This window comes from Rhodococcus sp. BP-160, assembly GCF_019836205.1.
Taxonomy (GTDB): Bacteria; Actinomycetota; Actinomycetes; order Mycobacteriales; family Mycobacteriaceae; genus Rhodococcoides.
In genome coordinates this window covers 16,462-40,025 of sequence record NZ_JABUEK010000002.1, presented here as the reverse complement: position 1 = coordinate 40,025, position 23,564 = coordinate 16,462, and the positions used below count along the sequence as shown (strand labels likewise).

Genomic DNA, 23,564 nt, shown 5'->3' with positions numbered 1-23,564 from the left:
ACTGCGGTGGACGTCGATGGCTACACGACTCTTAGTCACGCCGTCTATTGGAACCGATACAGAACTGACTTGCGACGCTCTGCCCTGCAATTCGTTGACCAGTAACAACGCAACACAAGCATGCCTCCGGAGAGACGGAATCAGTGAGCTTCGAGTTGAAAGTCATGAATAAGTAGTGAGTGGCACCGACACCAGAAGGGCCCCTGAACAGCATAACCGCTGATCAGGGGCCCTATTTGTGCGCCCACAGGGACTCGAACCCCGGACCCAGTGATTAAGAGTCACTTGCTCTACCAACTGAGCTATAGGCGCATGGTCGGAGCGGCTCGCGCTCCTCGGTGCGTGAAAGACATTAACACCTGGCGCGCAGGGAGTGAAATCGATTCACTGACCTGCGCGGATGCTCAGCTGACGATCTTGCGGATCACCAGGATGGCGACGACGGCGCCGACGCCGATGAGCGAGAACTTCACGGCGGGCTCGTTGAGGGTGCCCACGACGCTGCGCTTGGTGTTCTCGACCAGCCGCTTCGGGTTGGCGCGCACGCTGAGCTCGTCCAGGGTCGACGCGAGCTGGTCGCGTGCGGCCTCGATGTCGCGCTCGATGTTGTCGGTGTTGCGTGCCACGAAAGCCCTCCCGGCTGGACGAAGATGCAGAACTTCTGCGGTCGCCTCAAAGCCTAGAGCACGACGCCCGGCGCGCCTGCCCGGCTCGGACGAGTCGGCTAAGTTTGGCATCGTGACCACGACCTCGAGACTGTCCGCAGGCGACGCTGCTCCCGCCCTGTCCCTTCCCGACGCCGACGGCAACACCGTGTCGCTGGCGGACTACGCCGGCCGACGCGTGGTCGTCTACTTCTACCCCGCCGCGGCGACGCCGGGGTGCACGAAGCAGGCGTGCGACTTCCGCGACAGCCTGGCGCAGCTCAACGATGCGGGCCTCGAGGTGATCGGGGTGTCGCCGGACAAGCCGGCCAAGCTGGCGAAGTTCCGCGACGACGAGAGCCTCACGTTCCCGCTGCTCTCCGATCCGGAGAAGTCGACCCTGCAGGCGTGGGGCGCATTCGGCGAGAAGTCGATGTACGGCAAGACCGTCACGGGCGTCATCCGCTCGACGTTCGTCATCGACGCCGACGGCAAGGTCGAGGTGGCTCAGTACAACGTGAAGGCCACCGGCCACGTCGCCAAGCTCATTCGCGATCTGAAGCTCTGAGCCGCCACTGCTCGGGCAGGCGGCTCAGGAACGCTGCTTCGGCCACCGCGATGGTCTCGATCTCGCTGGGGTCGACGCTCTCGTTCGGTGCGTGAATGGTCGACAGCGGCTCCTCGACGCCCATGAGGACGATCTCCGCGTCCGGAACCGCGCGCTGCAGCGCGGTGCACAGCGGAATGGAACCGCCCTGCCCGGCGAACTGCACGGGCTCGCCGTAGGCGTCGCTCAGCGCGGTCATCAGCGTGCCGTACGCGGGGCCGTCCGTACGGGCGGCGAAGGGTGATCCGACGGCATCCGGCGTGACCGTCACCCGCGCGGACCACGGCGCCGCATTCGTCAGGTGAGTGATGAGCAGATCACGCGTCTTCTCGGCGTCCATGCCGGGCGGTACGCGCAGTCCGATGCGCGCGGACGCGCGAGGCACCACGGCGGCGGCGCTTCCCACCACGGGTGGGCAGTCGATGCCCATGACGGTGACGGACGGCCGGGCCCAGAGATGGTCCGCGATGGACCCGCTCCCGGTGAGCTCCACACCGTCCAGCACGCCCGCATCCGTCCGGAAACGCTCGACCGGATACTCGGCACCGTCCCACACGCCGGAACCGTCCACCCCGTCGATGGTGGTGTCGCCGTTGACGTCGTGCAGCGTGGCGAGCATCGCCACGAGGGCCACCAGTGCGTCGGGCGCAGGACCGCCGTACATGCCGGAATGCACTGCGCCGCGGAGTGTCTCGACGTCGACCCGCACGATCGCCATGCCGCGCAGCGAGGTCGTCAGCGTCGGCGTTCCGACGGCGATGTTGCCCGTGTCGCCGATGACGATCACATCGGCCGCGAACAGTTCGGGACGATCGTGCACCAGGTCCTCGAGGCCACCGGTCCCGGTCTCCTCTGAGCCCTCGCACACCACCACAATGCCCACCTCGGAGTCGGAGCCGAGCGCACGGAGCGCCGCGAGGTGCATCAGCACGTTGCCCTTGCAATCGGCCGAACCGCGGCCGAACCAGCGACCGTCCCGATCGGTCAACTCGAAAGGCGCGCTCTTCCAGAGAGACTCGTCGCCCGCAGGCTGGACGTCGTAGTGCGAGTACAGCAGCACCGTCGGAGCACCGTCCGCGGCGCGGCGCCGACCGATGACGGCCGCCGATCCATCGGACGTCTCGTGCAACTCCGTGTCTTTCACGCCGGCGTCGCGGAACGCGTCCCGCACCCACTCCGCGGCGGAGCGGCACTCGGACGGCGGCGCTTGCTCGGGATCGGCGATGGAGCGAAAGGCAACGAGGTCTGCCAGTTCGGCGCGCACTCGCGGCATGCTCGCACGCACGCGGTCTCGGAGCTCGGACAACTGCGCATCGGTACCAGAGGTCATGGAAAACAGTCTGGCACCTCGACGCGTCGACCTACTGCGGGAACTCCTGGTTCAGCCACTGCCCGGTCTGCTGCCAGTGCTTCGCCCACGCCTCGTCCTGCAGCTGCTGCGGGGACTTGTTCGGATCCTGCTCGGGCACCGGGACGGTGAACTGCGGAGCGGGTACCGCACTGGGCGAGGACGACTGCTGCTGTGGCGGCGTGGTGGTCCACGGCGTGGGCGCCGGCGCAGCGGCGGTCGGCGACCAGGGTGCTGCCGACGGCGCGGTCCAGTCGGAGGCCGCGGCGTCTGCTGCGGCGTCCTCTGTCGGAACCGGCGCTGCCGGAGCAGCGGGGGCCGGCGACGCGGCCGGAGCAGCGGGAACCACCGGTGCCGCGGCTGCGGGAGCATCTGCCACCGGGGACGCGGAGCCACCGTTCGGGGCCTGCTGCTCAGCGGCGGTGTTCTGGGGCACGCTGTCCGATCCACCGGTCATCACGGCAGCGGTACCGATGCCCGCCGCGACCAGCGCTGCTGCTGCAGCAGCGCCGGCGAACCCGACGAAACGGCGCGAGCGGCGACCGGTGGGAGCGACGGACGCGGCCGTCACCACCGGGATGGCCTCGGTCCGAGCATCGTCGATCGGATCGACGACAGCAGGTGCCACGACGGCGGGGAACACCTCGGTGTCGGTGTCGGTGTCGGACGACGTCGTGGGAGGAATGACCTCGTCGACGGGCGTGACCTCGTCGGCGGACGCGACTCGGGGTCGAGCAGCCGCGGCGGCGGCACCTGCCACACCGGCACGTGCCGCTGCGGACTTCGAGATCGGCGACGCGGACGCGCCCGACTTCACGACGCCGGACTTCCCCGCACCGGTCGCAGACCGGCGTACCGGCTTGGCCGGGACGGGACGCGTCGGGCGCAGAGGTGGGCGGGCTGCCGCTGCGGCGGCGGCGACAGCGGAGGGTGTGGTCCGCTGCCAGGGCGCGACATCGTCGGCAGGAGGAGTGGCGTCGTCGTCGAGTGTCGCGCCGGCGGCGGGCGTGTCCGCGACGACCGGGGTGGGAGAGTCGAAGACGGGAACACCGAACGCGAGTTCGAGGATGGGCGGAGCCACGTCGATGTCAGCGGCAGCGCCCGAGGTCACGACGGACATGACACAGGCGTCGGCGACGTCCACCAGGTCCCACAGCATCGGCACCGTCAGCCCGATCTGCTCGGGCGAGAAGTCCTCGAGGTCGATCGACTCGGCGACGCCGAGGTCCGACCCGTCGATGGGAGACAGCAGGGACGCCGTCACCGTGGACCCGTCCAGGTGATACAGCAGAACGGCGGAGACCACGGTGGTGTCACCACGGGTCTCGGGTGCGCTGCTGTTGCGGGGGGTGTCGTTCATGATGTGCCTCCTCTTCTCGAAGACGAACCGGAAGCCGACACAGCCGTCGTGACTCCCCCGAGACCGGCCTGAACGATCGACTACTTGCTCCGTCAGTGAACTATGCGTCTTGTAACAGTCTCTAAACATACCGTAAGTTCATATTGAATGCGGCCGAACGGTAGCTCACTGTTCGAGAACGGTGGGTCGACCGATACTGTTGGTGACGTGGAGTCGACCGACGGAGCACCGGGGCGCAGCACCCCGATCACCGAGGAGACAGCGCACGAACAGGGCCTTCACGACGAGACCGATGTCCGCGACGGGGCCGACACCAGCGAGAACGCGGACGAGAACGAGCCCGTCGAGCTGCTCCCCCGCCGCCGCCCCACCCAGGAGCGCAGCAAACGGAAGTTCGACGCGTTGTTGACGGCGTCGCGCGAACTGTTGACCGACGTGGGGTTCGAGTCGTTCACGTGCGAGGAGGTCGCGGCCCGCGCCGGGCTGCCCATCGGCACGCTGTACCAGTTCTTCGCCAACAAGTACGTCATCGTGTGCGAACTGGGTCGCCAGGATCTCGCAGGCGTGCGCCAGGAGTTCGCCGACTTCGACGGCGAGGTTCCGTCACTCGACTGGCTACGCTTCCTCGACGACTTCCTGGACCATCTCTCCAGCCTGTGGACGTCGGATCCGTCCCGACGCGAGGTGTGGTTGGCGATGCAGTCCACCCCGGCCACACGCGCCACCGGCATGATCCACGAGAAGGCGTTCGCCGCCCAGGTGGAGCGGGTGCTCGCACCGCTCACACCCCGCACCCCACGTGCCCGCCGCAACCTCATGGCCGAGGTGCTCGTGCACGTCGTCTACTCCATGCTCAACTTCTCGGTGCAAGACGGTCAGAGTCACGCCGACGCCGTCGCCGAGCTGAAGCGCCTGATGGGCGCCTACCTGTTGGTGGCAGAAAAGGAGAGCCGACGCTGATCGCGTCGGCTCTCCTCTTCTCCGTCATTCGTCTGACGATCACTCCTCGAGGATCGCCACCGCTCCCGCCATGTCGCCGTCGTGGGTCAGCGACAGGTGGATCTTGACCGTCGGCAGGAACTCCGCGGCCATGCCGTGCAGCTTGATCGACGGACGTCCCCACGCGTCGTTGACGACCTCGATCAGCGGGTACGGGTTGTCGCCGATCTGGGGCGCACGAGCGAAACGTGATGCGGCCCAAGCTTTCAGCACCGCTTCCTTGGCGGCCCACCGCGCGGCGTAGTGCCGCGCGGGGTCCGCACTGCGCGTGGCGGCGTGGCGGCGCTCGCCGGCAGTGAAGCTGTCGCGGACCATGGTGGTCCCGACCTTCTCCATCTGCTCGGCGAACTCCGAGACCGACACCAGATCCAGACCGACTCCCAGGATGCTCACTCGGCCACCGTACGGTAGACGTCGTCCGCGCCGAGGCGAGAATCTTCGCTCAGCAGCAGATCGATCTCGAGCTCGTGCTTCGCATCGCTCGACGTGCCGTCGTGGCCCAGTCGGCGATCCTCCGGACGCTCGTACAGCGAGGATCCGCCGCACATCGCCTCCATCAGCCGCCGCTTGCCGGCCACCACACGTGCCTGCGACTTCGCCGTGTACTCCTCGCGCTGCGCGGCCGGAACCGCCTCGAGGAACGCCTGCGGGTGCACCACGGCGATGATGCCGGACACATGGCCGAAGCCGAGGCTGGTCAGCAGACCGGCCTTGAACGGCAGCCGCTCCCCGAAGCGCAGCGGTTCGCGTACCCAGACCAGGTTCTCGAACTCGGTCATCGTGTCGTCGACGCAGTCGAGACTGCGGTTCGGCGGCACGACGCCCTCGGCCAGCACCTGGCAGAGACCGATCAGCTGGAAGGCGGCAGCGCCGCCCTTGCTGTGTCCGGTCAGCGACTTCTGCGAGACCACGAAGAGGGGGTTGCCCTCCGTGCGGCCCAGTGCTCGGGCCAGACGCGTGTGCATCTCCGCTTCGTTGGGATCGTTCGCGTTGGTCGACGTGTCGTGCTTGGAGACGATCGCGATGTCGTCCGCAGAGACGCCGAGTGCGCTGAGCGACAACGCCATCGCCGAGTCCTGACCGCCGCGGGCAGCGCCGAGGGCGCCGAGACCGGGAGCCGGGATCGACGTGTGCACGCCGTCACCGAAGGACTGCGCCCATCCGACGACACCGAGGACGGGCAGGCCCATCTCCAGAGCGAGGTCACCGCGAGCCAGCAGAATCGTTCCGCCGCCGTGCGACTCGACGAAGCCGCCGCGTCGACGGTCGTTGGCTCGGGAGAACCGGCGATCCGAGATGCCCTTGGCGTGCATCGCCGAGGCCTCCGCCGTCGCCGACATGTCGCCGAAGCCGATGATGCCCTCGGTGCTGAGGTCGTCGAACCCGCCGGCCACGACGAACGTCGCCTTGCCGAGCCGGATCTTGTCCACGCCCTCCTCGACCGAGACCGCCGCCGTGGCGCAGGCCGCGACCGGGTGGATCATCGCGCCGTAGGACCCGACGTACGACTGCACCACGTGCGCCGCAACGACGTTCGGCAGCGCTTCCTGCAGGATGTCGTTCGCACGAGCGTCACCCAGAAGGGTGTCGATGTACAGCGAGCGCATCGACTCCATGCCGCCCATACCGGTGCCCTGCGTATTGGCGACCAGCGAGGGGTGCGTCCAGCGCATGAGCTCGGACGGGGTGAAGCCGCTGGTGATGAACGCGTCGACCGTGCAGACGATGTTCCACAGCGCGACCCGGTCGATGGAGCTCGCCATGTCCGGCGAGATGCCCCACTTGGTGGCGTCGAATCCCGTGGGGATCTGACCACCGACCGTGCGCGTCAGCTTCATCTGACGCGGTACGCGGATCTCGGTGCCCGCCTTGCGCGTGACCTGCCAGTCACCCTCCGCGTTCTGGTTCACGACCGTCCGCTCGGGATCGGCACCGACGAAGGCGCGTGCCTCCGCCTCGCTGCCGACGACGAACGTCAGATCGTTGTCCAGGAACACCGAGGTGAGCAGCGGCGCGGTGTTGTTCACCATCGCGCCGTCGTCCTCGTACTGCCGGATACCGCAGCGTTCGACGACCGTGTCGTGGTACCGGTCGGCGATCTCCGCCTCGGGCACCAGATCGCCCGACTCGGCGTCGTACCACCCCGGCTTGGGATCGTTCTCCCAGACCACCAGACCGGTGTTCCACGCGAGTTCGAGAACGCCTGCCGCCGAGAGCTTCTCGTCGACCTCCATCTCGAAGCGGGTGCGTGCGCTGCCGTACGGCCCGAGCTCGCCCGTACCGACGATGACGACCATCTCGGACGGCTCGATGTCCAGAGCGGTCCACGCGGGTGCTGCGGGCTGCTCGTCGAGCCGCGGCGGCGCGGGAAGCGCGTCGACGGTGGCGAGTGCCTCGGCGACGGCGTCGTCCGCGACGGCCTCGTCGGCCGCCTGCTTGGCGAGTGCGGCCAGATCGAGGCCCGCCTCGGCGAGGCCGCCGGTGAGATCGACCTCGAGCGGTGCCTGCGCGGCGGCGGTCCGGGACTCCTCGTCGCAGGTGGCGAGCAGCTGCTCGGCCATCTCCGCCGTGGACCAGGTGCGCACACCGGCCGCCTCGGCAGCGTTGGCCACCGGGTCGTTGTGACCCATGAGGCCGGTGCCGCGGACCCAACCGATACGGGCGTGCACCAACGTGACTCGCTCGGCCCAGGTGCGCTCCGCCTTCCAGCGGTTCATCACGGCGTCGAGCGCTGCCTTGGACTCGCCGTAGGCACCGTCGCCACCGAACAGTCCGCGGTTCGGCGAACCGGGAAGTGTCACGTGCAGACGGGTGTCGACGTCGCGGTCGTGACCGATCTTCGACAAACCACCGATGAGACGCTCGACCGACCAGAGCAGGACGCGCATCTCCATCTCGGCGCGGGAACCGGCGTCGGACAGCTCGCCGGCGACCCGCGGTGCCGCGAAGGGGAACAGCATCGTCGGGGTGACGGCGGGCTTGACCAGCTTCTTCGCGCCACCGGCCGAATCGATCTGGTCGCTGCCGATCCACTCGATCAGGGCATCGACGTCGGCGTACGAGGCCATGTTCGCCGGGACCACCCAGAGGGCTGCTCCCGCAGTGGCATTCGTGCGGTAGAGCTCACGGTAGAACCCGACTCGGCTCTCGTCGAGACGCGAGGTGGTGAGGAACACGGTCGCACCGCCGGCGAGCAGTTCCCCGGTCACCGCAGCGGCGATCGAGTTCTTGCTGGCGCCGGTGACGACCGCGACCTGCCCGGTCCAGCGGGTGGACGCCTCGGTCGACTGCGCCGCAGCCGACGCGATGGCGCCGTAGGTGGCCGCCAGGTCGCCGCGCCCCTGGGCGTCAGCCTTCTGCTGCCACCAGCTCGCCTGGGACGCGACAGCCCTGCCGGTTCCGGCGAAGGTGTCGACAGCGAGTGCCTGAGCCTTCTCGTCCCCCAGCCACAGTCGGGCGAGATCCTCACGCGCACTGGCCCAGCGGTCGTCGATCAGCACCGCCTTGCGGGCGTCGAACGACGGAGCGACCAGACGCGGCCAGTCGGTGCCGAGCTCGGTGGACACCAGGTCGACCAGCTCGGCCTCGCTCGCGTCCGCCTCGGGCAGGGTGAGGTTCTCGGCGAATCCGAGCTGTTCGAGGACCAGTCGGGCCGCCGAGGCCAGCACTCCGCTGCGCCCGGTGATGTTCTCGGTGAACTCACCCAGGGCGGCCGCGTCGACGGTGCCACCGCCGCCGCTGCCTCCACTGGAGGGCATGGACACCTGGATGCCGCGTCGCTGACCGACCGCAGTCACGGCTGCGTCGATGACCGCGTCGACCGCGGCACCGTCGGCGACGGCACCGTCCGCGAGACCACCGAGGTCGCCGCCGCGGATCGATGCGCCGTCCCTGGTGCCGAGAGCGACCTCGGCGGTGACGTGGTGGGCCCACCCGTCACCGAGCTGCCACACCTTGGCGACGCGCTCCGCGATGGAGCCGGGACGACGTCCCGACGGTCCGAACACCTTGCGCAGGTGATCGTTCACCGAGTCGCTGAGCACCGGCCCGAACGGACGGTAGGTACGTGCCAGCTTGTTGACGGTGCCGGCGAGGGCACCCATGTCGGCGTCGGCCGCGCCGTCGATCGCGCCGAGCGACAGCTCGGAACCGAGATCGACGAGCAGCTGGTTACGCCGGGACGAGACGCCGTCGCACAGTGCCTCGATGGTGTCGGCGGGGCCGATCTGATCGATGCGGAGCTTGGTCCACAGGGCGATCAGCACGGTCGTGGCGTCCGACGCCGTGAACGCGATGTCGTCGGGACGCGGTCCACCGGCCGGGGCCGCGGGAGCCGCGACCGGGGCGGCGACGGCTGCAGGGGCAGCCGCCGGATCGGCAGCGGGAGTCTCGGACTCGGGCTCGTCCACCATCTCCGGATCGGTGTCCGTGGAGAAGACGACGGCCGCGTCGCGCTCGATGTTGAGCACCTCGACGGGGTGGCCGATGCGACCGGGAAGCTTGAGCGTGTTGGTCGCCAGGTTGGCCACCGTGGGAACGGATCCCAGACCCACCTCGACGAAACGCTCGATGCCCAGTCCGCCGTCCGACTCGTCGGCGAACAGCAGGTCCTGCGTCTCGATCCACCGGACCGGGCTGGCGAACTGCCATGCCAGCAGCTCGGTCAGGATCACGCGGCACAGATCGGCCGGGCGGGCGGCCCAGTCGTCCCACCGACCCAGGACGTCGGCCAGCGGCTCGGACGGCACCAGGTCGGCGATCTCCTGCACGAAGTCACGATCGAGCGTGAACAGACGCGGAACCAGGTTGGGGATGTAGCGGCCGACGAGGATCGACGGGTCGATCGTCTCCGGGAGCAGCTCGAGGAGACGAGCCCGGAAGTCGTCCACACCGCCGCGCAGAACGGTGGAGTGGAACGGGACGTCGATGCCGGGGACCAGGATGAAGGCCCGCTTGCCGCCGAACTCGGCACGGCGACGGTCGATCTCGCGCTCGAGCTCGTCGAGACCCGCGACGGTGCCGGCGATGGCGTACTGGGAGCCGCGCAGGTTGAGGTTGACCACCTGCAGGAACTCGCCGGTGCGCGCACCGATGGACTCGACGAATCCGATGACGTCGTCGTCGGCGAGGCCGACCTGGGACGGACGGATGGCGGCCATGCGGTACTGGCTGCGGCCCTTCGCATCACGCGGGACCAGCTGGTGCATGGCGGAGCCGCGCTGGAAGACCACTTCGAGGACGGCCTCGAGCGGCAGGACCCCGGCGACGGCGGCGAGAGCGTTGTACTCACCGACGGAGTGGCCGGCGAGGAACGAGTCCTCGACGAACGCGCCGGACTCGCGGAGCTCGGCCACCTGGGCGACACCGAGCACGGCCATCGCGACCTGGGTGAACTGGGTCAGGTGCAGGACGCCGTCGGGATGACGGTGGGTCACTCCCCTGGCCCGCAGCTCGGTCGGATTGTCCCGCACGACAGCGAGAATGGAGAAGCCGAGGGCAGCGCGGGTGTGCTTGTCCGCACGCTCCCAGATCTCACGGGCGGCCTTCGAGCGAGCCCGTGCGTCGAGTCCCATACCCGGCTGCTGTATGCCCTGGCCCGGGAACGCGTAGACCGTCTTCGGTGCGGCGATGCGGCCGGTGGCCATCATGACCATGTCGCCGTCGACCTTGCAGGAGACCTCGACGATCTCGGAACCGGCCTCGTAGCCGACGCGATCGACGCGGACGTCGATCGAGGCGCCGGGACGCACCATGCCGAGGAAGCGCGTGGTCCACGCCGTGAGGCGACGCGGCGGAGTCGTCGCGGCCGGATCGACGGCGGTGACCACCTGCTGCGCGGCGGCCGAGAGCCACATGCCGTGCACGATGGGATCGCCGAGACCGGCGAGACGTGCTGCGGCGTCCGAGGTGTGGATCGGGTTGTGGTCGCCGGAGACCTGAGCGAACGCACCCATGTGACGCGGAGCCGTGATGGTGGTGTCGCGGCGACGGCGGCGCGGGGTCTCGACCAGCGCGTCGGTGACCGACCCGCCGGCGCGCGGCGGATCCGACAGCGTGCCGGTGCCGGTGCGGCCACGGATGGCGAACCGCTCGACGAGGGTGGCGACGACGGGAGCGTCGAGGCCCTCGCCCAGCATGGCGCCGATCTCGACGGAGACCTCGACCACGCGGCCGAGATCGGTGTCGATGACCTCGCCCGACTGCGCCTTCACCACCAGGATGCTGTGGTGGTCCGGGAGCGTGCCCATGAGATCGATGCGGTGGTCGAGGTGCACCAGGTCGAGCATGCCCTCGATGACGGAGCCGGCGTCGGCGGTACGCGCCGAGCCGAGCACGGCGAACACGGCGGGCCAGCACGCTCCGACGAGGACGTCGGGCACGGCCGAGTGGCCGACGCCGTAGTCCGCGGGGAGGCCGGAGCCGGTGACACCCGCATGGTCGGCGACGAGGTCGGGCGACCAGGCGATGTTGAGGCGAGCAGCGCCGCCCTTGACCGTCGGGAGTTCCTGTCCCGCAGCGACTCCGAGCAGTGCGGACATCGACGACTCGGCGTCCGCGTCGGTGACGAGCGGCGCTCCGCCGTCGACCGCCGAGGCGGGGACGGTGATGCGGATGTCGACGCTCTTGCCGGGCGAGAGCGGGACCGAGAGGAGCACCTGGTCCGAGCCGGCGACGGTCAGCGTGGCGCCGGTACGGGCGTGGGTGGCGGCCTCGTCGGACACGACGTCCCACTCGGACAGTGCACCGAGTCGACGAACGGGGTTGGGCGCGAGGCGCGATGCCCAGGTGATGTCCGGAGCGGCGAGCACCATGCCCACGAGACCGCCCGCGATGTCGGGATGACGGCGGGTGGCGACGGCGACGGAGTCCGCGCCGGAGCCGAGCAGGCGATCCGCGGTGGCCTTCTCGAAGCGGTTCAGCAGATCGCCGACCGGCTCGTTCAGCCGGTCGATGCCGGCGACGGCCACGGTGCCGGGGATGACGCAGACCTGGTCTGCCGAGTACCGCGCGTCGTGGGCCTGCCACAGCGAGTCACTGCGCCACCAGCGGCGAACGTCCTTGTCCACGACGGGAACGAAGTTGACCGGCTTGCCGGGGATGCGGCACAGCGAGATGAAGAACGGCACGTCGGCCGGGTGCAGCTCGACCGTCGAGGCATCGGGGTAGGCCGCGACGAGTGCCCGCAGGGCATCGGCGGGGCGATCGAGGATGTCGTCCTCGGCGAAGAGGGTGGGAACGGGGCCACGGTCGACGGGGTGCAGGCGGGCCTCGGCGCGCTGGAGCATGTCGCGGAAGCGGACGCGCCACGTGACGTCGAGCCACGGAGTGTCGGTGTCGATGTCGTGCCCGACGGCGAGCTCGAGGTAACGCTCGAGCCAGCGCAGGTACGTCATGGACGCGACGTCCCCGAAGTACGGCTTCGCGGTGGCGTCGAGAGCGGCGATGATTTCGTCGCGGCGGGCGGCCACGGCCTCGTCGTCGCCGGCGACCTCGTCGAGCAGACGACCGGTCCGCGAGGCGGCGTTGTCGATCTCGTGGATGTCCGCGCCGAGCTGGCTGCGGCCGGAGGCCATGCCGCCGATCGCGGTGCCGGCACCGACCCAGTCGGGCGTTCCGGGGGTGTCGACGAGGAGCTGCTTGACCTCGGGGGACGTTGTCGCCTCGAGCGTGGCCATCGCGGCGGTGCCGACGAGGATGCCGTCGAGCGGCATGGCCGGGAAGCCGGCGGCCTCCGACCAGCGTCCGGTGAGGTAGTCGGCTGCGCGCTCGGGAGTTCCGATGCCGCCGCCGACGCAGATGACGATGTTGTCGTGCGACCGCAGCTCCGCGTAGGTGGCTACCAGCAGGTCGTCGAGGTCCTCCCACGAATGGTGGCCACCGGCGCGGCCACCTTCGATGTGGACGATGACCGGATAGTCCGGAACCTCGTTGGCGATGCGGATCACCGCGCGGATCTGCGCCACCGTGCCCGGCTTGAAGCAGACGTGGCTGATGCCGACCTCGGTCAGCTCCTCGATGAGCGCGACGGCCTCGTCGAGCTCGGGGATGCCCGCGGTGACGACGACGCCGTCGAACGGCGCACCCGCCGTGCGGGCCTTCTGCACGAGGCGCTTGCCGCCGAGCTGCAGCTTCCACAGGTAGGGGTCGAGGAAGAGCGAGTTGAACTGCACGGACCGGCCCGGCTCGAGGAGCTCCTGCAGCTCGGCGACGTGGCCGGCGAAGATCTCCTCGGTGACCTGTCCGCCACCGGCGAGCTCGGCCCAGTGGCCGGCGTTGGTCGCGGCGGCGACGATCTTCGGGTCGACGGTGGTCGGGGTCATGCCCGCGAGCAGGATCGGCGACCGACCCGTCAGCTTGGTGAAGGACGTCTCGACGGCGGTGTATCCGTTCGGGAGGGTGACCACGGACGGGGCGAAGTCGCTCCACGGCCGGTCCACCTCGGGTGCGGCGCCGGGAGTGAGGAGGTTGCGGTGCCCGGTGCGGGTCGACGCGGCGACGACGCCCACGCCGTGGCCACTGATGTTCGATGCGGTCAGGCGGGTGAGGGCGTCACCGGGACCGAGGTCGAGGATCCACGAGGCGCCGGCGGTGACCACGGACTCGGTCGCGGCGACCCAGTCGACCGGATCGACCAGGATGGCCTGCGCGAGTGCGCGGGCACGAGAGACGTCGACGCCACAGCGCTCGGCCCACTGGCCGACGACGTCGACGGCCTCACCCATCTGCGGGTGGTGGAAGCCGACCTCGATGTCGAGGGGTTCGAAGACGGGAGCGAAGATCGCGCCGCCACGCTTCTTGGCCTCACGCTCGCGGGTCTCGGTGGCCGAGATCTCCTCGCAGCGCTGCTGCACGCGGACGAGCTTGGTGTACGGACCGCTGAGGACGACGCGGCGGCGACCGTTGCGGATGGCGACGACGGCGGACGTCGTGGCGTCGTCGCCCGCGACCTCGTCGACGATGGCCTGCAGACGGACGGGGTCGACGGCGGAGACGGCGATCATGGGAGCCCGCTCGCCCGAGCCGATGAGGGCACGGCGGCGGCCGACGAGACCGGCTGCGGCACCGATGAGCTGCGCGACGGCCAGCAGTTCGGCGTCACTGCGTCCGAGATCGGCGACAGCCGCCTCGGCGAGGACACCCTGCGAGTGGCCGATGACGGCGGAGGGCGGAGTGGCGGTCCAGTCCAGTCCCTGCACCGACAGCGCGCGCAGTGCGGCCATCTGGGTGAGGAGGACGCCGGGGACGGAGACGGCCGCGGAGGCGAGGGCTGCGGTGGACGGACCGGCCGACGGATCGTCGGCGAGCTCCTGCTCCAGCATCCAGGCGATGGGATCGAAGCCGAGGGGCCGCACGACCAGGAGCTCCTGCGCCACGGGCGCGAGGATGTCGGCCGCGGTGTTGACGAGATCGGTGATCTGCGGCTCGAGTGCACAGTCCCGGGTCAGCTCGTCGAGGGTGGGCAACCAGGGCGCACCCTGGCCACCGAAGGCGAACGCGTAGGGCTCGCCCGCGACGAACCGCTCCGCGAGCGACTCCGCCCGATCGGTGGAGCGCTGGCGGTTGGGGGGAGTGCTCTCGTTGATGGTCACGCGTGCGTGTCCTCTCCTACCTCGGATCGCGAGGTGCTGGGTACTTCTGACGCTGGGCTCGTTCGACGTGGCTGAGTTGTTCGACGTTGCTGGGCCACCGGCGACACGAGACTCCGGGAGCCCGAGACGGTGGGCAGTCGTCATCGACGGACCACTCGCATCTCGTGGGCTCAAGGATGACACGGAATCATGAGGAATTCCTCACGTTCTGTTTGACGTCCTAGTGCTACCCGCGGGTACGTCGTGATCGTGGCCAGAAACGGCGGCTCAACTGACCCGAAAGTAGGGTCGATCGCTGCAGACCAGGGCGGTTTTCGCGGGCGAGGAACCTGAGGGATTCCTCGTGTTCATCGTTACCAATTCGTTATACCAGCGGACGGGCGGTTCCTGTCGGACCGTCCGTCTACCTTCCTGATCGCACACGTCGTGCACCGAGACCGGGGGGACTCACATGACCGACACCATCGCAGCGATCATCGACCGTTCGACGCAGACTGCCACCGCTACCGCCGTCGACGCGGTGATTCCACGGGAGACCTGGCCGTTCTGGTTTCCGGGGTGGGCCGGGGACGTCGAGGCCGCTCTCCTCGACGCCGTGTTCTCGTCGAGAGCGACGTACGGCGGTCCCACCACGGGAGTGCGCCGGGTGATCGCCGCGTGGCGGCACTCGCGCGGCGGCGCGGTGGACGATCTCCGCGCTCTCACCACGCTCGATGCCGACGTCGTGGACAACCGGCAGCGGGTTCCGGGGAATCACTCGACCAAGGCCGACGCCGCGCGGGCCGTCGCCGCCGCACTGCTCGCAGTCGGGGTGACCGGGGCGACGGACGTGGACGGGTCCGAGACGCAACACGACGCGTTCGTCTCCGTCGCAGGTGTCGGCGAGCTGTCATGGGAGTGCTTTCTCGGCGCCCTCGGCGTGGCGTCACCGCTGAGCGACGCCGGGGTCGACGACTTCCTGCGCGTGACACTCGCCGTGACCGTCGACGGAGTCGAGGACCGGAGTGCCGTCCTGGACGCGGTCGCAGGTGACCTCGACACCGACCGCGCGACGCTGCGGCACGCGGTGTGGCGCTACCAGCGTTCGCTCGTCCGCAGGCCGCGGACCCGCGAGGTGCCGGCCGAGGTCGTCTAGACTCACCTGCACGCGCGAGTGGCGGAATGGCAGACGCGCCACACTTAGGATGTGGTGTCCGACGGACGTGGGGGTTCAAGTCCCCCCTCGCGCACCAGCAGGTGAGTCCCACCACGACCCCTACGACGCGGTGTCGTTGACCGTGCGCGGTCCGGTACCGTCGTGGTGTGGATCAGAGCCGGGACACCACCCCCAGGACGCGCCGCCCAGCACTCATCGTGCTGGTCATCGTCGCCGCCTGCGGATGCCTGGCGCTCGGGTACTGGCAGTGGGAACGATTCGAATCGTCGTCCGGCACGGGTCAGAATCTCGGCTACGCCTTCCAGTGGCCCCTTTTCGCCGCCTTCGTCGTGTTCGCCTACCGACGGTTCGTCCAACTCGAGGACACCGTGGACGAACCGGTGGAGTCCACGGTGATCACCGAGATCCCCACCGATCTCCTCCCGCAGCGCCCGACAGCTCGGACGACCCGCCTGCCCGACGACACTGCCGACGACGAGGAGACTCGTCAACTGCGGGAGTACAACAGCTATCTCGCGGAGTTGGACGCCGGCCGCGAGAACGACAGGAGCACTTCGTGAGCACCGCAGAACCTCGTCCCGCCGCTCGAAGCACCGGGGGTCGGCCGACCGACCGGCGGATCGAGCCCGCGCTTCTGCGCTATCGCGTTCTCGCCTACGCCACCGGCGTATGGCTGCTGGTGCTGACCGCGGAGATGGTGGCCAAGTACGTCTTCGGCGTCGAGAACCTGCCCGGGTGGATCGCGATCGTGCACGGCTGGGTCTACTTCGCATACCTGATCGTCACGCTCGACCTCGCCGTGAAGGTGCGCTGGCCCGTCGGCCGCACCATCGGCACGCTCCTCGCCGGCACCGTGCCGTTCCTGTCGTTCGTCATCGAGCACCGCCGCACCCAGCAGGTGAAGCGGGACTTCGCCGTCCGACCTACTGCGTGAGCGCGGTGATCTCGGGGAGCAACCGGCGCAGCGCGACGCCGCGATGGGACGACGCGTCCTTCTCCGCGGGCGTCATCTCGGCAGCGGACTGCCCGGCACCGTCCGGAACGAAGATCGGGTCGTAACCGAATCCACCGCTTCCGGCACGGGTTCTCGACACACTCCCCCGCCACTCGCCGCGGACCACGTGCTCACGTCCGTCCGGCAGCACCAGCGCACAGGCGGAGACGAACGCCGCACCGCGCCGCTCGTCCGGTACGTCGGCCAGTTGCGCCAACACCAGCGCGGTGTTCGCCTCGTCCTGGCCGTGCTGCCCCGACCATCGCGCCGACAGCACTCCGGGCATACCGTTCAGCGCGTCGATCGCGATCCCCGAATCATCTGCCACACACGGCATTCCGGTCGCGGCAGCGCCGTCCCGAGCCTTGATCAGAGCGTTCTCCTCGAAGGTCGCCCCGGCCTCGGGAGTCTCCGGGTACTCGGCGACCTCGTCGAGCCCCACCAGTTCCACGCCGCCGACCTGCGCGGCATCGAGCACCCGCCGCAGTTCGGCGAGCTTCTTCGCGTTGCGGCTGGCGACGAGGAGCCGTACGTCAGGCACCGGGCAGCTCACCGGGGTAAGGGGCCGCGAGAGCCTCCTTCTGGATCGCGAAGATGCGCTCGCAGCCGGCGAGGGCATTGTCGAGCATGGCGTCGAGGGTGGACCGCGGGAAGGTCGCGCCCTCGCCGGTGCCCTGGATCTCGACGAGTGTTCCGGTGTCGGTGGCCACGACGTTCATGTCCACCTCGGCGCGGGAGTCCTCCTCGTACGGCAGGTCCAACCGGACGCGGCCGTCCACCACGCCGACCGACACGGCAGCGATGGCGCAGGAGATGGGCTGCGGATCGGCGAGCTTGCCGTGAGCCGCGAGATAGGTGACTGCATCGGACAGTGCCACGAAGGCACCCGTGATCGCCGCGGTGCGCGTCCCGCCGTCGGCCTGCAGCACGTCGCAGTCGAGGGCGATGGTGTTCTCACCGAGAGCGGCGAGATCGATGCAGGCCCGCAGCGAGCGCCCGATGAGTCGGCTGATCTCGGACGTGCGTCCGCTGACCTTGCCCTTCACCGATTCGCGGCTGTTGCGGGTGTGCGTCGCGCCGGGAAGCATGGCGTACTCGGCGGTGAGCCAGCCGAGCCCGGATCCCTTGCGCCACCGCGGCACCCCCTCCTCCACGCTGGCGGTGCACATCACCCGGGTGTTGCCGAACTCGACCAGCACCGATCCTGCCGGGTGCGAGGTGAAACCGCGGGTGATGGTGATGGTGCGGAGTTCGTCGTCTGCTCTGCCGTCTTCACGTGTGGACACGCCTGCCACCCTAGTCGGGTCGCCGACACGGCCCGGGGACGGACTGCCGCGCCCCGAGGGACGTGCGAGCGGTCAGACCTCGACGACGTAGCCGGGTGAGACGGCGTGCACCGGACCACCGAACTCGGCCTTCGCCTCCGCGACGACGTCCTCGCGTGACGTCCACGGCGGGATGTGGGTGAGCAGCAGTTCCGAGACCTCCGCCATGGCCGCCAGCCGGCCGGCCTCGGTACCCGAGAGGTGTACGCCCTGAGGGCGATCCGCGGCGTGTGTCCACGACGCCTCGGCCAGGAGCACGTCGGCCCCGGTCGACAGTTCGACCACCGCGTCGCACATTCCGGTGTCCCCGGTGTAGGCCAGGACGGTTCCACTCTCGGTGGTGATGCGCATGCCGTAGGACTCCGGCGGGTGGTACACGCGTCGCGGCTCGATGGTCAGCGCACCGAACGTCACCACGGAACCGTCTCGGAGGTACCGCAGATCGAGGGTGTCCGACATGTCGTCGATCCGGCCACCGCTCTCCGCGGACGCCACGCCCAGACGGAACGCCATGTCCGACGGCCCGAGGACCACGGCACGGCCCTCCACCGCAGTGGGGCCGTACCGGCGCCAGACCAGCAGTCCGGGGACGTCGAGGCAGTGATCGGCGTGCAGGTGCGACAGCAGCACGTGCACGTCGGCGGGGTTCACGTACTTCTGCAGGGCACCGAGAACACCGGGCCCGAAGTCCATGACGAGCGGAGCGGTGTCGGGCGCCTCGATGAGATATCCCGATGCCGGCGAGTCCGGACCCGAGACACTGCCCGAACAACCCAGAACCGTGAGACGCATGGGTGTCATGCTGCCACGCGCGGTGAGAGGTCCGAGAGAGTTCGGCGACACACCGTGTCGTGAGATGTCCGAAGGGTGCGCACGGCTCCTGTCACCGGTGCAGGGTGGGCGACGGCGGGAGCGTGCGCGCGGCGCGTTGCCGACGTGCGGCACCGGCGAACATCCAGGCCGCCAGTACTCCCGCGAGTGCGCCGAACAGGTGGCCCTGCCACGACACGTCCTCCTGCGTCGGGAGCACCCCCCACAACGCGCTGCCGTAGACGAGCAGCACCAGGACCCCGACGAGCAACTGCCCGAGATCGCGGGCGAAGACGCCGCGCACGATGAGGTAGGACAACCACCCGAACACGATGATCGAGGCGCCGACGTGCAGGGACGCGGTCTCGCCCGTCAGCCAGGTGCCCAGCCCACCCACGATCCACACCACCGCGGTGACGGCCAGACCGCGCGCGATGCCCGAGAGCATCAGCACGAATCCCAACACCAGCAGCGGAACGGTGTTGGCGAACAGGTGGTCCCACCCGTGGTGGAGCAGAGGGGCGAAGGCGACGCCCTGGAGACCGTCGACCGATCGGGGGCCGATGCCGTGCCGGTCGAGGGCGAGACCGGACGCCACGTCCACCGCCTCGATGACGTACAGAACGGCGACGAAGCCACCGATCACCATGGCGGCGCTCGCCCAGCGCGAGCGTCGCGGCTGCGTGGCCGGCTGCGCGCCGGAGGTTCCGAGGGTCATGGCGTTCCCGATCGTGAGGCGAGAGGTGATGTCCGGTTTCGACGATACTCGAGAGTGCGGGTCGGGCTCACGCGCCGGAACTCGGGAACACGTCCCGATAGGCGGGAACCCCGGCCACCGCCTTCGCGGCGAGGATCGCCCGCGCGATGGCGCGCTCGACCACCGGGGCGACCGCCGCGCACACTCCGTCGAGCACGGCCAGATCGGGCATCATCATCGGCATGTCCACCTCGGCGGGGCGGGCGGCCGCCCGTCCCGTCGCGATGGCGAAGATCGTGTCGCCGTCCAGCGGCGAGTGGGCCGGTCGGATCGCGCGTGCGAGCCCGTCGTGTGCGGCGACGGCCACCCGCCGGCACTCCGACTCGGTGAGCTGCGCGTCCGTGGCGACGACGCCGATGGTCGTGTTGAGGGAGGTGTCCTTCGGCGCGAGCTCGGCGGCCGCCCGCACGTCGTCCGCACTCGGGGTTCGCAGGCCCACCTCCGGGACGGACGCCGCACTCCACAGGACACCCGTCGCGGGGTCGAAGACCGATCCGACGGGATTGACGACCATCAACGCGCTGACCACCAGACCCGCCGCGGCGCCGGTCTCGATCCGTGTCGACGCGCTGCCGACGCCGCCTTTCAGGAGCCCGGCGCGCGCGCCCGTCCCCGCGCCGACGCATCCGAGCGCGAAGTCGGCGGACGCGGCTGCCGCAGCTGCTCGTCCGAACTCCGCGTCCGGTCGCACGGACCAGTCCCCCATCGGTAGATCGAAGATCACGGCGCCCGGCACGATCGGGACGACACGGTCGTCTCGGCCCATCCGCACGCCGCGCCGATGCTCCTCGAGGTGGCGCATGACTCCGTCCGCCGCCGCGAGACCGTAGGCGGAACCGCCTGTCAGCAGCACCGCGTCGATCTGCTGCACGGCGTGGGACGGATCCAGCAGGTCGGTCTCGCGGGTACCCGGCCCGCCGCCGCGGACATCGACGGCCGCGGTGACCGGCGCGTCCGTCATGACGACGGTGCAGCCGGTCGCGCGTCCGACGCCGTCGTGGTGCTCGTCGGACAGCGTGACCTCGGGATCCAGCACGTGGTGGTGTCCGACGGTCAGTCCGGCGACGTCCGACAGCAGGTCGCGCATCACGGCATGAGTACCTGGACCAGCGAGTCCTGCATCCAGGTGAGCCAGTGGTAGACGTCCAGGTGCGGTGCTCGCGGATCGTCCTCCTCGAGTTGGTCGGGGGTGTCCGCATCGATGCCGAGGGTGGTGCCGAGGGCCAGCCGGACGTCGTTCAGCCCGGTCAGCCAGGAGTCGGCCTGCTCGCGGGTGAGAACGATCTTGCCGCCGCCGTTCGGCAGCGTCGACAGGATGGTCGCGCCTGCGGCGCGCTTGATGTCGATGATGTCCGGCTCGTACAGGCTGCGGAGGGCGCCGTTGAGGTCGGCCTGCTCGGCGAGCGCGTCGGACTCGGCCGTGTCTGCGCCCTCGGGCCGGTGGAAATCGGGAAGCAACCGCGCGAGCGTGGGGTCCTCGGGAGCGGAGGTGTTGCCGGATCGCATGCCGGTGAGCTCGGCCAGGTCGTCGGTCGGCGCCTCGTCGCCCCGTCGCTCCAGCAGCCCCACCACCGACTCGACGAGCGACCGCAGGACGGCCACCTCGCGGCCGTCCATCTCCGACTTGAACTTGACGCCGCCCAGCGCGTTCTTCCGGGTCCACATGCGCACGACGACGGTCCTTCCAGAGTGGGTGAGACGAGTGTTCGAGAGTCAGACGTCGTGCTGCATGGTGGCCCACAGGCCCGCCGCGTGCAGCTTCTGCACGTCGATCTCCATCTTGTCGCGGGGCCCGCTCGAGACGACCGCCTTGCCTTCCGAGTGCACCTGCATCATCAGCTCCGTCGCCTTGTCCTTGCTGTAGCCGAACAGCTTCTGGAAGACGTAGGTGACGTAGTGCATCAGGTTGACCGGGTCGTCCCAGACGATGGTGACCCAGGGTGTGTCCGTCGCGGTGTCCTCGGACACCTCCACAGCCTCGTCGGGCGTGGCCTGCGGAAGTGTCGCGGTGAGATCCGAAGCCATGCCGCCCAGGATACGGCGTACATCGGTCGCCCCGTGACACGGTGACCGCTCTAGGGTGCAGTGGTGACCTCCACTGCGCTGTTCACCGATCAGTACGAGCTGACCATGCTGTCGGCCGCCCTCCGCGACGGTTCGGCGCATCGCGCCTGCACCTTCGAGGTGTTCGCCCGGCGGCTTCCCGACGGGCGGCGGTACGGCGTCGTCGCGGGCACGGGCCGCTTCCTCGACGCTCTCCGCGACTTCCGCTTCGGTGAGGACGAACTCGCGTCGTTGTCGTTCCTCGAGGCGGACACCCTCGACTGGCTCCGGAGCTACCGGTTCGGCGGAGACATCGACGGTTACCGCGAGGGCGAATTGTTCTTCCCCGGCTCCCCCGTTCTGTCCGTGCGCGGCACCTTCGCCGAGTGCGTGATCCTCGAGACGCTCGCACTGTCGATCTACAACCACGACAGCGCCATCGCCGCCGCGGCCACCCGCATGGTCTCCGCGTCCGACGGCCGGCCGCTCATCGAGATGGGTTCTCGACGCGCCCACGAGGAAGCGGCGGTGGCCTCGTCGCGCGTCGCGTACATCTGCGGTTTCGCGGCCACGTCCAACCTCGAAGCGGTCCGCCGCCACGGCATTCCGGGCGCCGGAACCAGTGCGCACGCCTTCACGCTGCTGCACACGGGCGTCGACGGGCCGGACGAGGCCGCGGCGTTCCGCTCGCAGATCGCCGCCCTCGGTGTGGGCACCACGCTGTTGGTGGACACCTACGACATCACCGCCGGCGTCGCGACGGCCATCGAGGTGGCCGGGCCCGAGCTCGGCGGCGTGCGCATCGACTCGGGCGATCTCGGTGTCCTGGCGCGGCAGGTCCGTCGGCAGCTCGACGACCTCGGCGCCACGCGCACCCGCATCGTCGTCTCGGGCGATCTGGACGAGTACGCCATCGCCTCGCTGCGGGCCGAGCCCGTGGACACCTACGGCGTCGGCACGTCCGTCGTCACGGGATCGGGCGCACCGACCGCCGGCATGGTCTACAAACTGGTCGAGGTCGACGGCATCCCCGTGGCCAAGCGCAGTTCGCACAAGGAGTCGCGCGGTGGACGCAAGCGCGCCGTCCGCCTGGCCCGCAGCACGGGCACCGTCGTCGAGGAGCTGGTGACGAAGGCCGGCGCGCCGTTGCCCGCGACCGATCCGTACACGGTGCGGGAGCTGTCCGTACCCATGGTGCGCGGCGGCGAGATCGTGCACACCGCCACGGTCGAGGACGCACGCACGCTGGTCGCGGAGGGCCTGCGATCACTGCCCTGGGAGGGACTCGGTCTGTCCCAGGGAGATCCGGCCGTGCCGACGGTATTCTCCTGACCGTGGCCACCGCACTCGTCGTCGTCGACGTCCAGAACGATTTCTGTGAGGGCGGCTCGCTGGCCGTCGAAGGCGGGGCGCGAGTCGCCGCCGCCGTCAGCACGCTCGTCGCCGGCGCGAGCTACGACGCCGTCGTCGCGACACGTGATCACCACGTCGACCCCGGCGCCCACTTCTCCGAGACCCCGGACTACGTCGACAGCTGGCCGCGGCACTGCGTTGTCGGCACACCCGGCTGCGACTTCCACCCCGATCTCGACCTCACCCCGATCGAGGCAGTCTTCTCGAAGGGCGAGTACGACGCGGCCTACTCCGGTTTCGAGGGTGCCGACGAGTCCGGCACAGGCCTCGCGGAGTGGCTCCGCGCTCGGAACATCGACGCCGTCCACGTCGTCGGCCTGGCCACCGATCACTGCGTCCGCGCCACGGCCCGCGACGCCGCGCGCGCCGGCTTCGAGACGACGGTGCTGCTGGACTACTGCGCCGCGGTGAGCCCCACGACGGTGCCGGCAGTTCTCGCCGAACTCGCCGACGAGGGTGTACACGCCGACCGCTGACCGAGAGCCCGACGCGTCGGCACACCGGCGTAACCTCGCACG

The 23,564-nt window shown here is 69.7% G+C and carries 19 protein-coding genes and 2 tRNA genes; 8 read left to right on the top strand and 13 right to left on the bottom strand.

Going from position 1 to position 23,564, the window contains the following annotated elements:
* Positions 1-239: 239 nt before the first annotated feature.
* Positions 240-312 (bottom strand) — tRNA-Lys (locus HQ306_RS06505).
* Between the two features lie 92 nt (positions 313-404).
* Positions 405-626, bottom strand: coding sequence for a DUF3618 domain-containing protein (locus tag HQ306_RS06500; RefSeq protein WP_027505503.1), 222 nt, complete (start codon positions 624-626; stop codon positions 405-407).
* A gap of 112 nt (positions 627-738) precedes the next feature.
* Here HQ306_RS06500 and bcp point away from each other — a divergent pair, with 112 nt between their 5' ends.
* Positions 739-1,212, top strand: coding sequence for a thioredoxin-dependent thiol peroxidase (bcp, locus tag HQ306_RS06495; protein ID WP_222629529.1), 474 nt, complete (start codon positions 739-741; stop codon positions 1,210-1,212).
* Here bcp and HQ306_RS06490 read toward each other — a convergent pair.
* Positions 1,190-2,581, bottom strand: coding sequence for a dipeptidase (locus HQ306_RS06490; protein ID WP_222629511.1), 1,392 nt, complete (start codon positions 2,579-2,581; stop codon positions 1,190-1,192). The two genes, bcp and HQ306_RS06490, sit on opposite strands and share 23 nt — an antisense overlap.
* Positions 2,582-2,612: 31 nt before the next feature.
* Positions 2,613-3,959: a hypothetical protein gene (locus HQ306_RS06485; protein ID WP_222629508.1), complete on the bottom strand. Its 1,347-nt coding sequence runs from the start codon at positions 3,957-3,959 to the stop codon at positions 2,613-2,615.
* A 348-nt stretch (positions 3,960-4,307) separates the two neighbouring features.
* On the opposite strand from HQ306_RS06485, the gene HQ306_RS06480 reads away from it, so the two are divergent.
* Positions 4,308-4,919 (top strand): TetR/AcrR family transcriptional regulator, encoded by a 612-nt coding sequence (locus tag HQ306_RS06480; RefSeq protein WP_027505499.1) that lies wholly within the window; start codon positions 4,308-4,310, stop codon positions 4,917-4,919.
* 39 nt (positions 4,920-4,958) lie between these two features.
* Here the strand turns inward: HQ306_RS06480 and HQ306_RS06475 are convergent, their stop codons facing one another.
* Both HQ306_RS06475 and HQ306_RS06470 read right to left on the bottom strand, forming a co-directional pair.
* A complete protein-coding gene (locus HQ306_RS06475; protein ID WP_027505498.1) occupies positions 4,959-5,351 on the bottom strand; it encodes a holo-ACP synthase in 393 nt (130 codons plus the stop codon).
* Positions 5,348-14,548, bottom strand: coding sequence for a polyketide synthase (locus tag HQ306_RS06470; protein ID WP_308115418.1), 9,201 nt, complete (start codon positions 14,546-14,548; stop codon positions 5,348-5,350). Before HQ306_RS06470 ends, HQ306_RS06475 begins: the two co-directional genes overlap by 4 nt.
* Positions 14,549-14,999: 451 nt before the next feature.
* Here HQ306_RS06470 and HQ306_RS06465 point away from each other — a divergent pair, with 451 nt between their 5' ends.
* The 4 genes from HQ306_RS06465 to HQ306_RS06450 all read left to right on the top strand — a co-directional run bounded on the left by HQ306_RS06465 (position 15,000) and on the right by HQ306_RS06450 (position 16,638).
* Positions 15,000-15,683, top strand: coding sequence for a hypothetical protein (locus HQ306_RS06465; RefSeq protein WP_222629502.1), 684 nt, complete (start codon positions 15,000-15,002; stop codon positions 15,681-15,683).
* A 12-nt stretch (positions 15,684-15,695) separates the two neighbouring features.
* Positions 15,696-15,780: transfer RNA gene (locus tag HQ306_RS06460), tRNA-Leu, on the top strand.
* A gap of 70 nt (positions 15,781-15,850) precedes the next feature.
* A complete protein-coding gene (locus HQ306_RS06455) occupies positions 15,851-16,264 on the top strand; it encodes a hypothetical protein (protein ID WP_027505496.1) in 414 nt (137 codons plus the stop codon).
* A 59-nt stretch (positions 16,265-16,323) separates the two neighbouring features.
* Positions 16,324-16,638, top strand: a complete 315-nt coding sequence (locus tag HQ306_RS06450; RefSeq protein WP_373425275.1) for a DUF3817 domain-containing protein — start codon at positions 16,324-16,326, stop codon at positions 16,636-16,638.
* On the opposite strand, the gene rdgB is transcribed toward HQ306_RS06450, so the two are convergent.
* The 7 genes from rdgB to clpS all read right to left on the bottom strand — a co-directional run bounded on the left by rdgB (position 16,628) and on the right by clpS (position 21,615).
* Positions 16,628-17,239, bottom strand: coding sequence for an RdgB/HAM1 family non-canonical purine NTP pyrophosphatase (gene rdgB / locus HQ306_RS06445; protein WP_308115419.1), 612 nt, complete (start codon positions 17,237-17,239; stop codon positions 16,628-16,630). The genes HQ306_RS06450 and rdgB overlap by 11 nt on opposite strands.
* Positions 17,232-17,984, bottom strand: a complete 753-nt coding sequence (gene rph, locus HQ306_RS06440) for a ribonuclease PH (RefSeq protein ID WP_027505493.1) — start codon at positions 17,982-17,984, stop codon at positions 17,232-17,234. The genes rdgB and rph overlap by 8 nt, the downstream gene beginning before the upstream one ends.
* Positions 17,985-18,056: 72 nt before the next feature.
* Positions 18,057-18,815, bottom strand: a complete 759-nt coding sequence (locus tag HQ306_RS06435; RefSeq protein ID WP_037185729.1) for a cyclic nucleotide-degrading phosphodiesterase — start codon at positions 18,813-18,815, stop codon at positions 18,057-18,059.
* A gap of 91 nt (positions 18,816-18,906) precedes the next feature.
* The gene (locus tag HQ306_RS06430) at positions 18,907-19,551 is read right to left on the bottom strand and encodes a rhomboid family intramembrane serine protease (protein ID WP_056448929.1); all 645 of its coding nucleotides are present in this window, start codon (positions 19,549-19,551) and stop codon (positions 18,907-18,909) included.
* Between the two features lie 67 nt (positions 19,552-19,618).
* The gene (locus tag HQ306_RS06425; protein WP_222629477.1) at positions 19,619-20,677 is read right to left on the bottom strand and encodes a P1 family peptidase; all 1,059 of its coding nucleotides are present in this window, start codon (positions 20,675-20,677) and stop codon (positions 19,619-19,621) included.
* Positions 20,677-21,261, bottom strand: coding sequence for a DUF2017 domain-containing protein (locus tag HQ306_RS06420; RefSeq protein WP_222629466.1), 585 nt, complete (start codon positions 21,259-21,261; stop codon positions 20,677-20,679). The genes HQ306_RS06425 and HQ306_RS06420 overlap by 1 nt, the downstream gene beginning before the upstream one ends.
* A 42-nt stretch (positions 21,262-21,303) precedes the next feature.
* Positions 21,304-21,615 (bottom strand): ATP-dependent Clp protease adapter ClpS, encoded by a 312-nt coding sequence (clpS, locus tag HQ306_RS06415; protein WP_027505488.1) that lies wholly within the window; start codon positions 21,613-21,615, stop codon positions 21,304-21,306.
* 60 nt (positions 21,616-21,675) lie between these two features.
* On the opposite strand from clpS, the gene HQ306_RS06410 reads away from it, so the two are divergent.
* Both HQ306_RS06410 and HQ306_RS06405 read left to right on the top strand, forming a co-directional pair.
* Positions 21,676-22,965 (top strand): nicotinate phosphoribosyltransferase, encoded by a 1,290-nt coding sequence (locus tag HQ306_RS06410; RefSeq protein ID WP_308115420.1) that lies wholly within the window; start codon positions 21,676-21,678, stop codon positions 22,963-22,965.
* 2 nt (positions 22,966-22,967) lie between these two features.
* Positions 22,968-23,522 (top strand): isochorismatase family protein, encoded by a 555-nt coding sequence (locus HQ306_RS06405; RefSeq protein ID WP_027505486.1) that lies wholly within the window; start codon positions 22,968-22,970, stop codon positions 23,520-23,522.
* Positions 23,523-23,564: the final 42 nt, after the last annotated feature.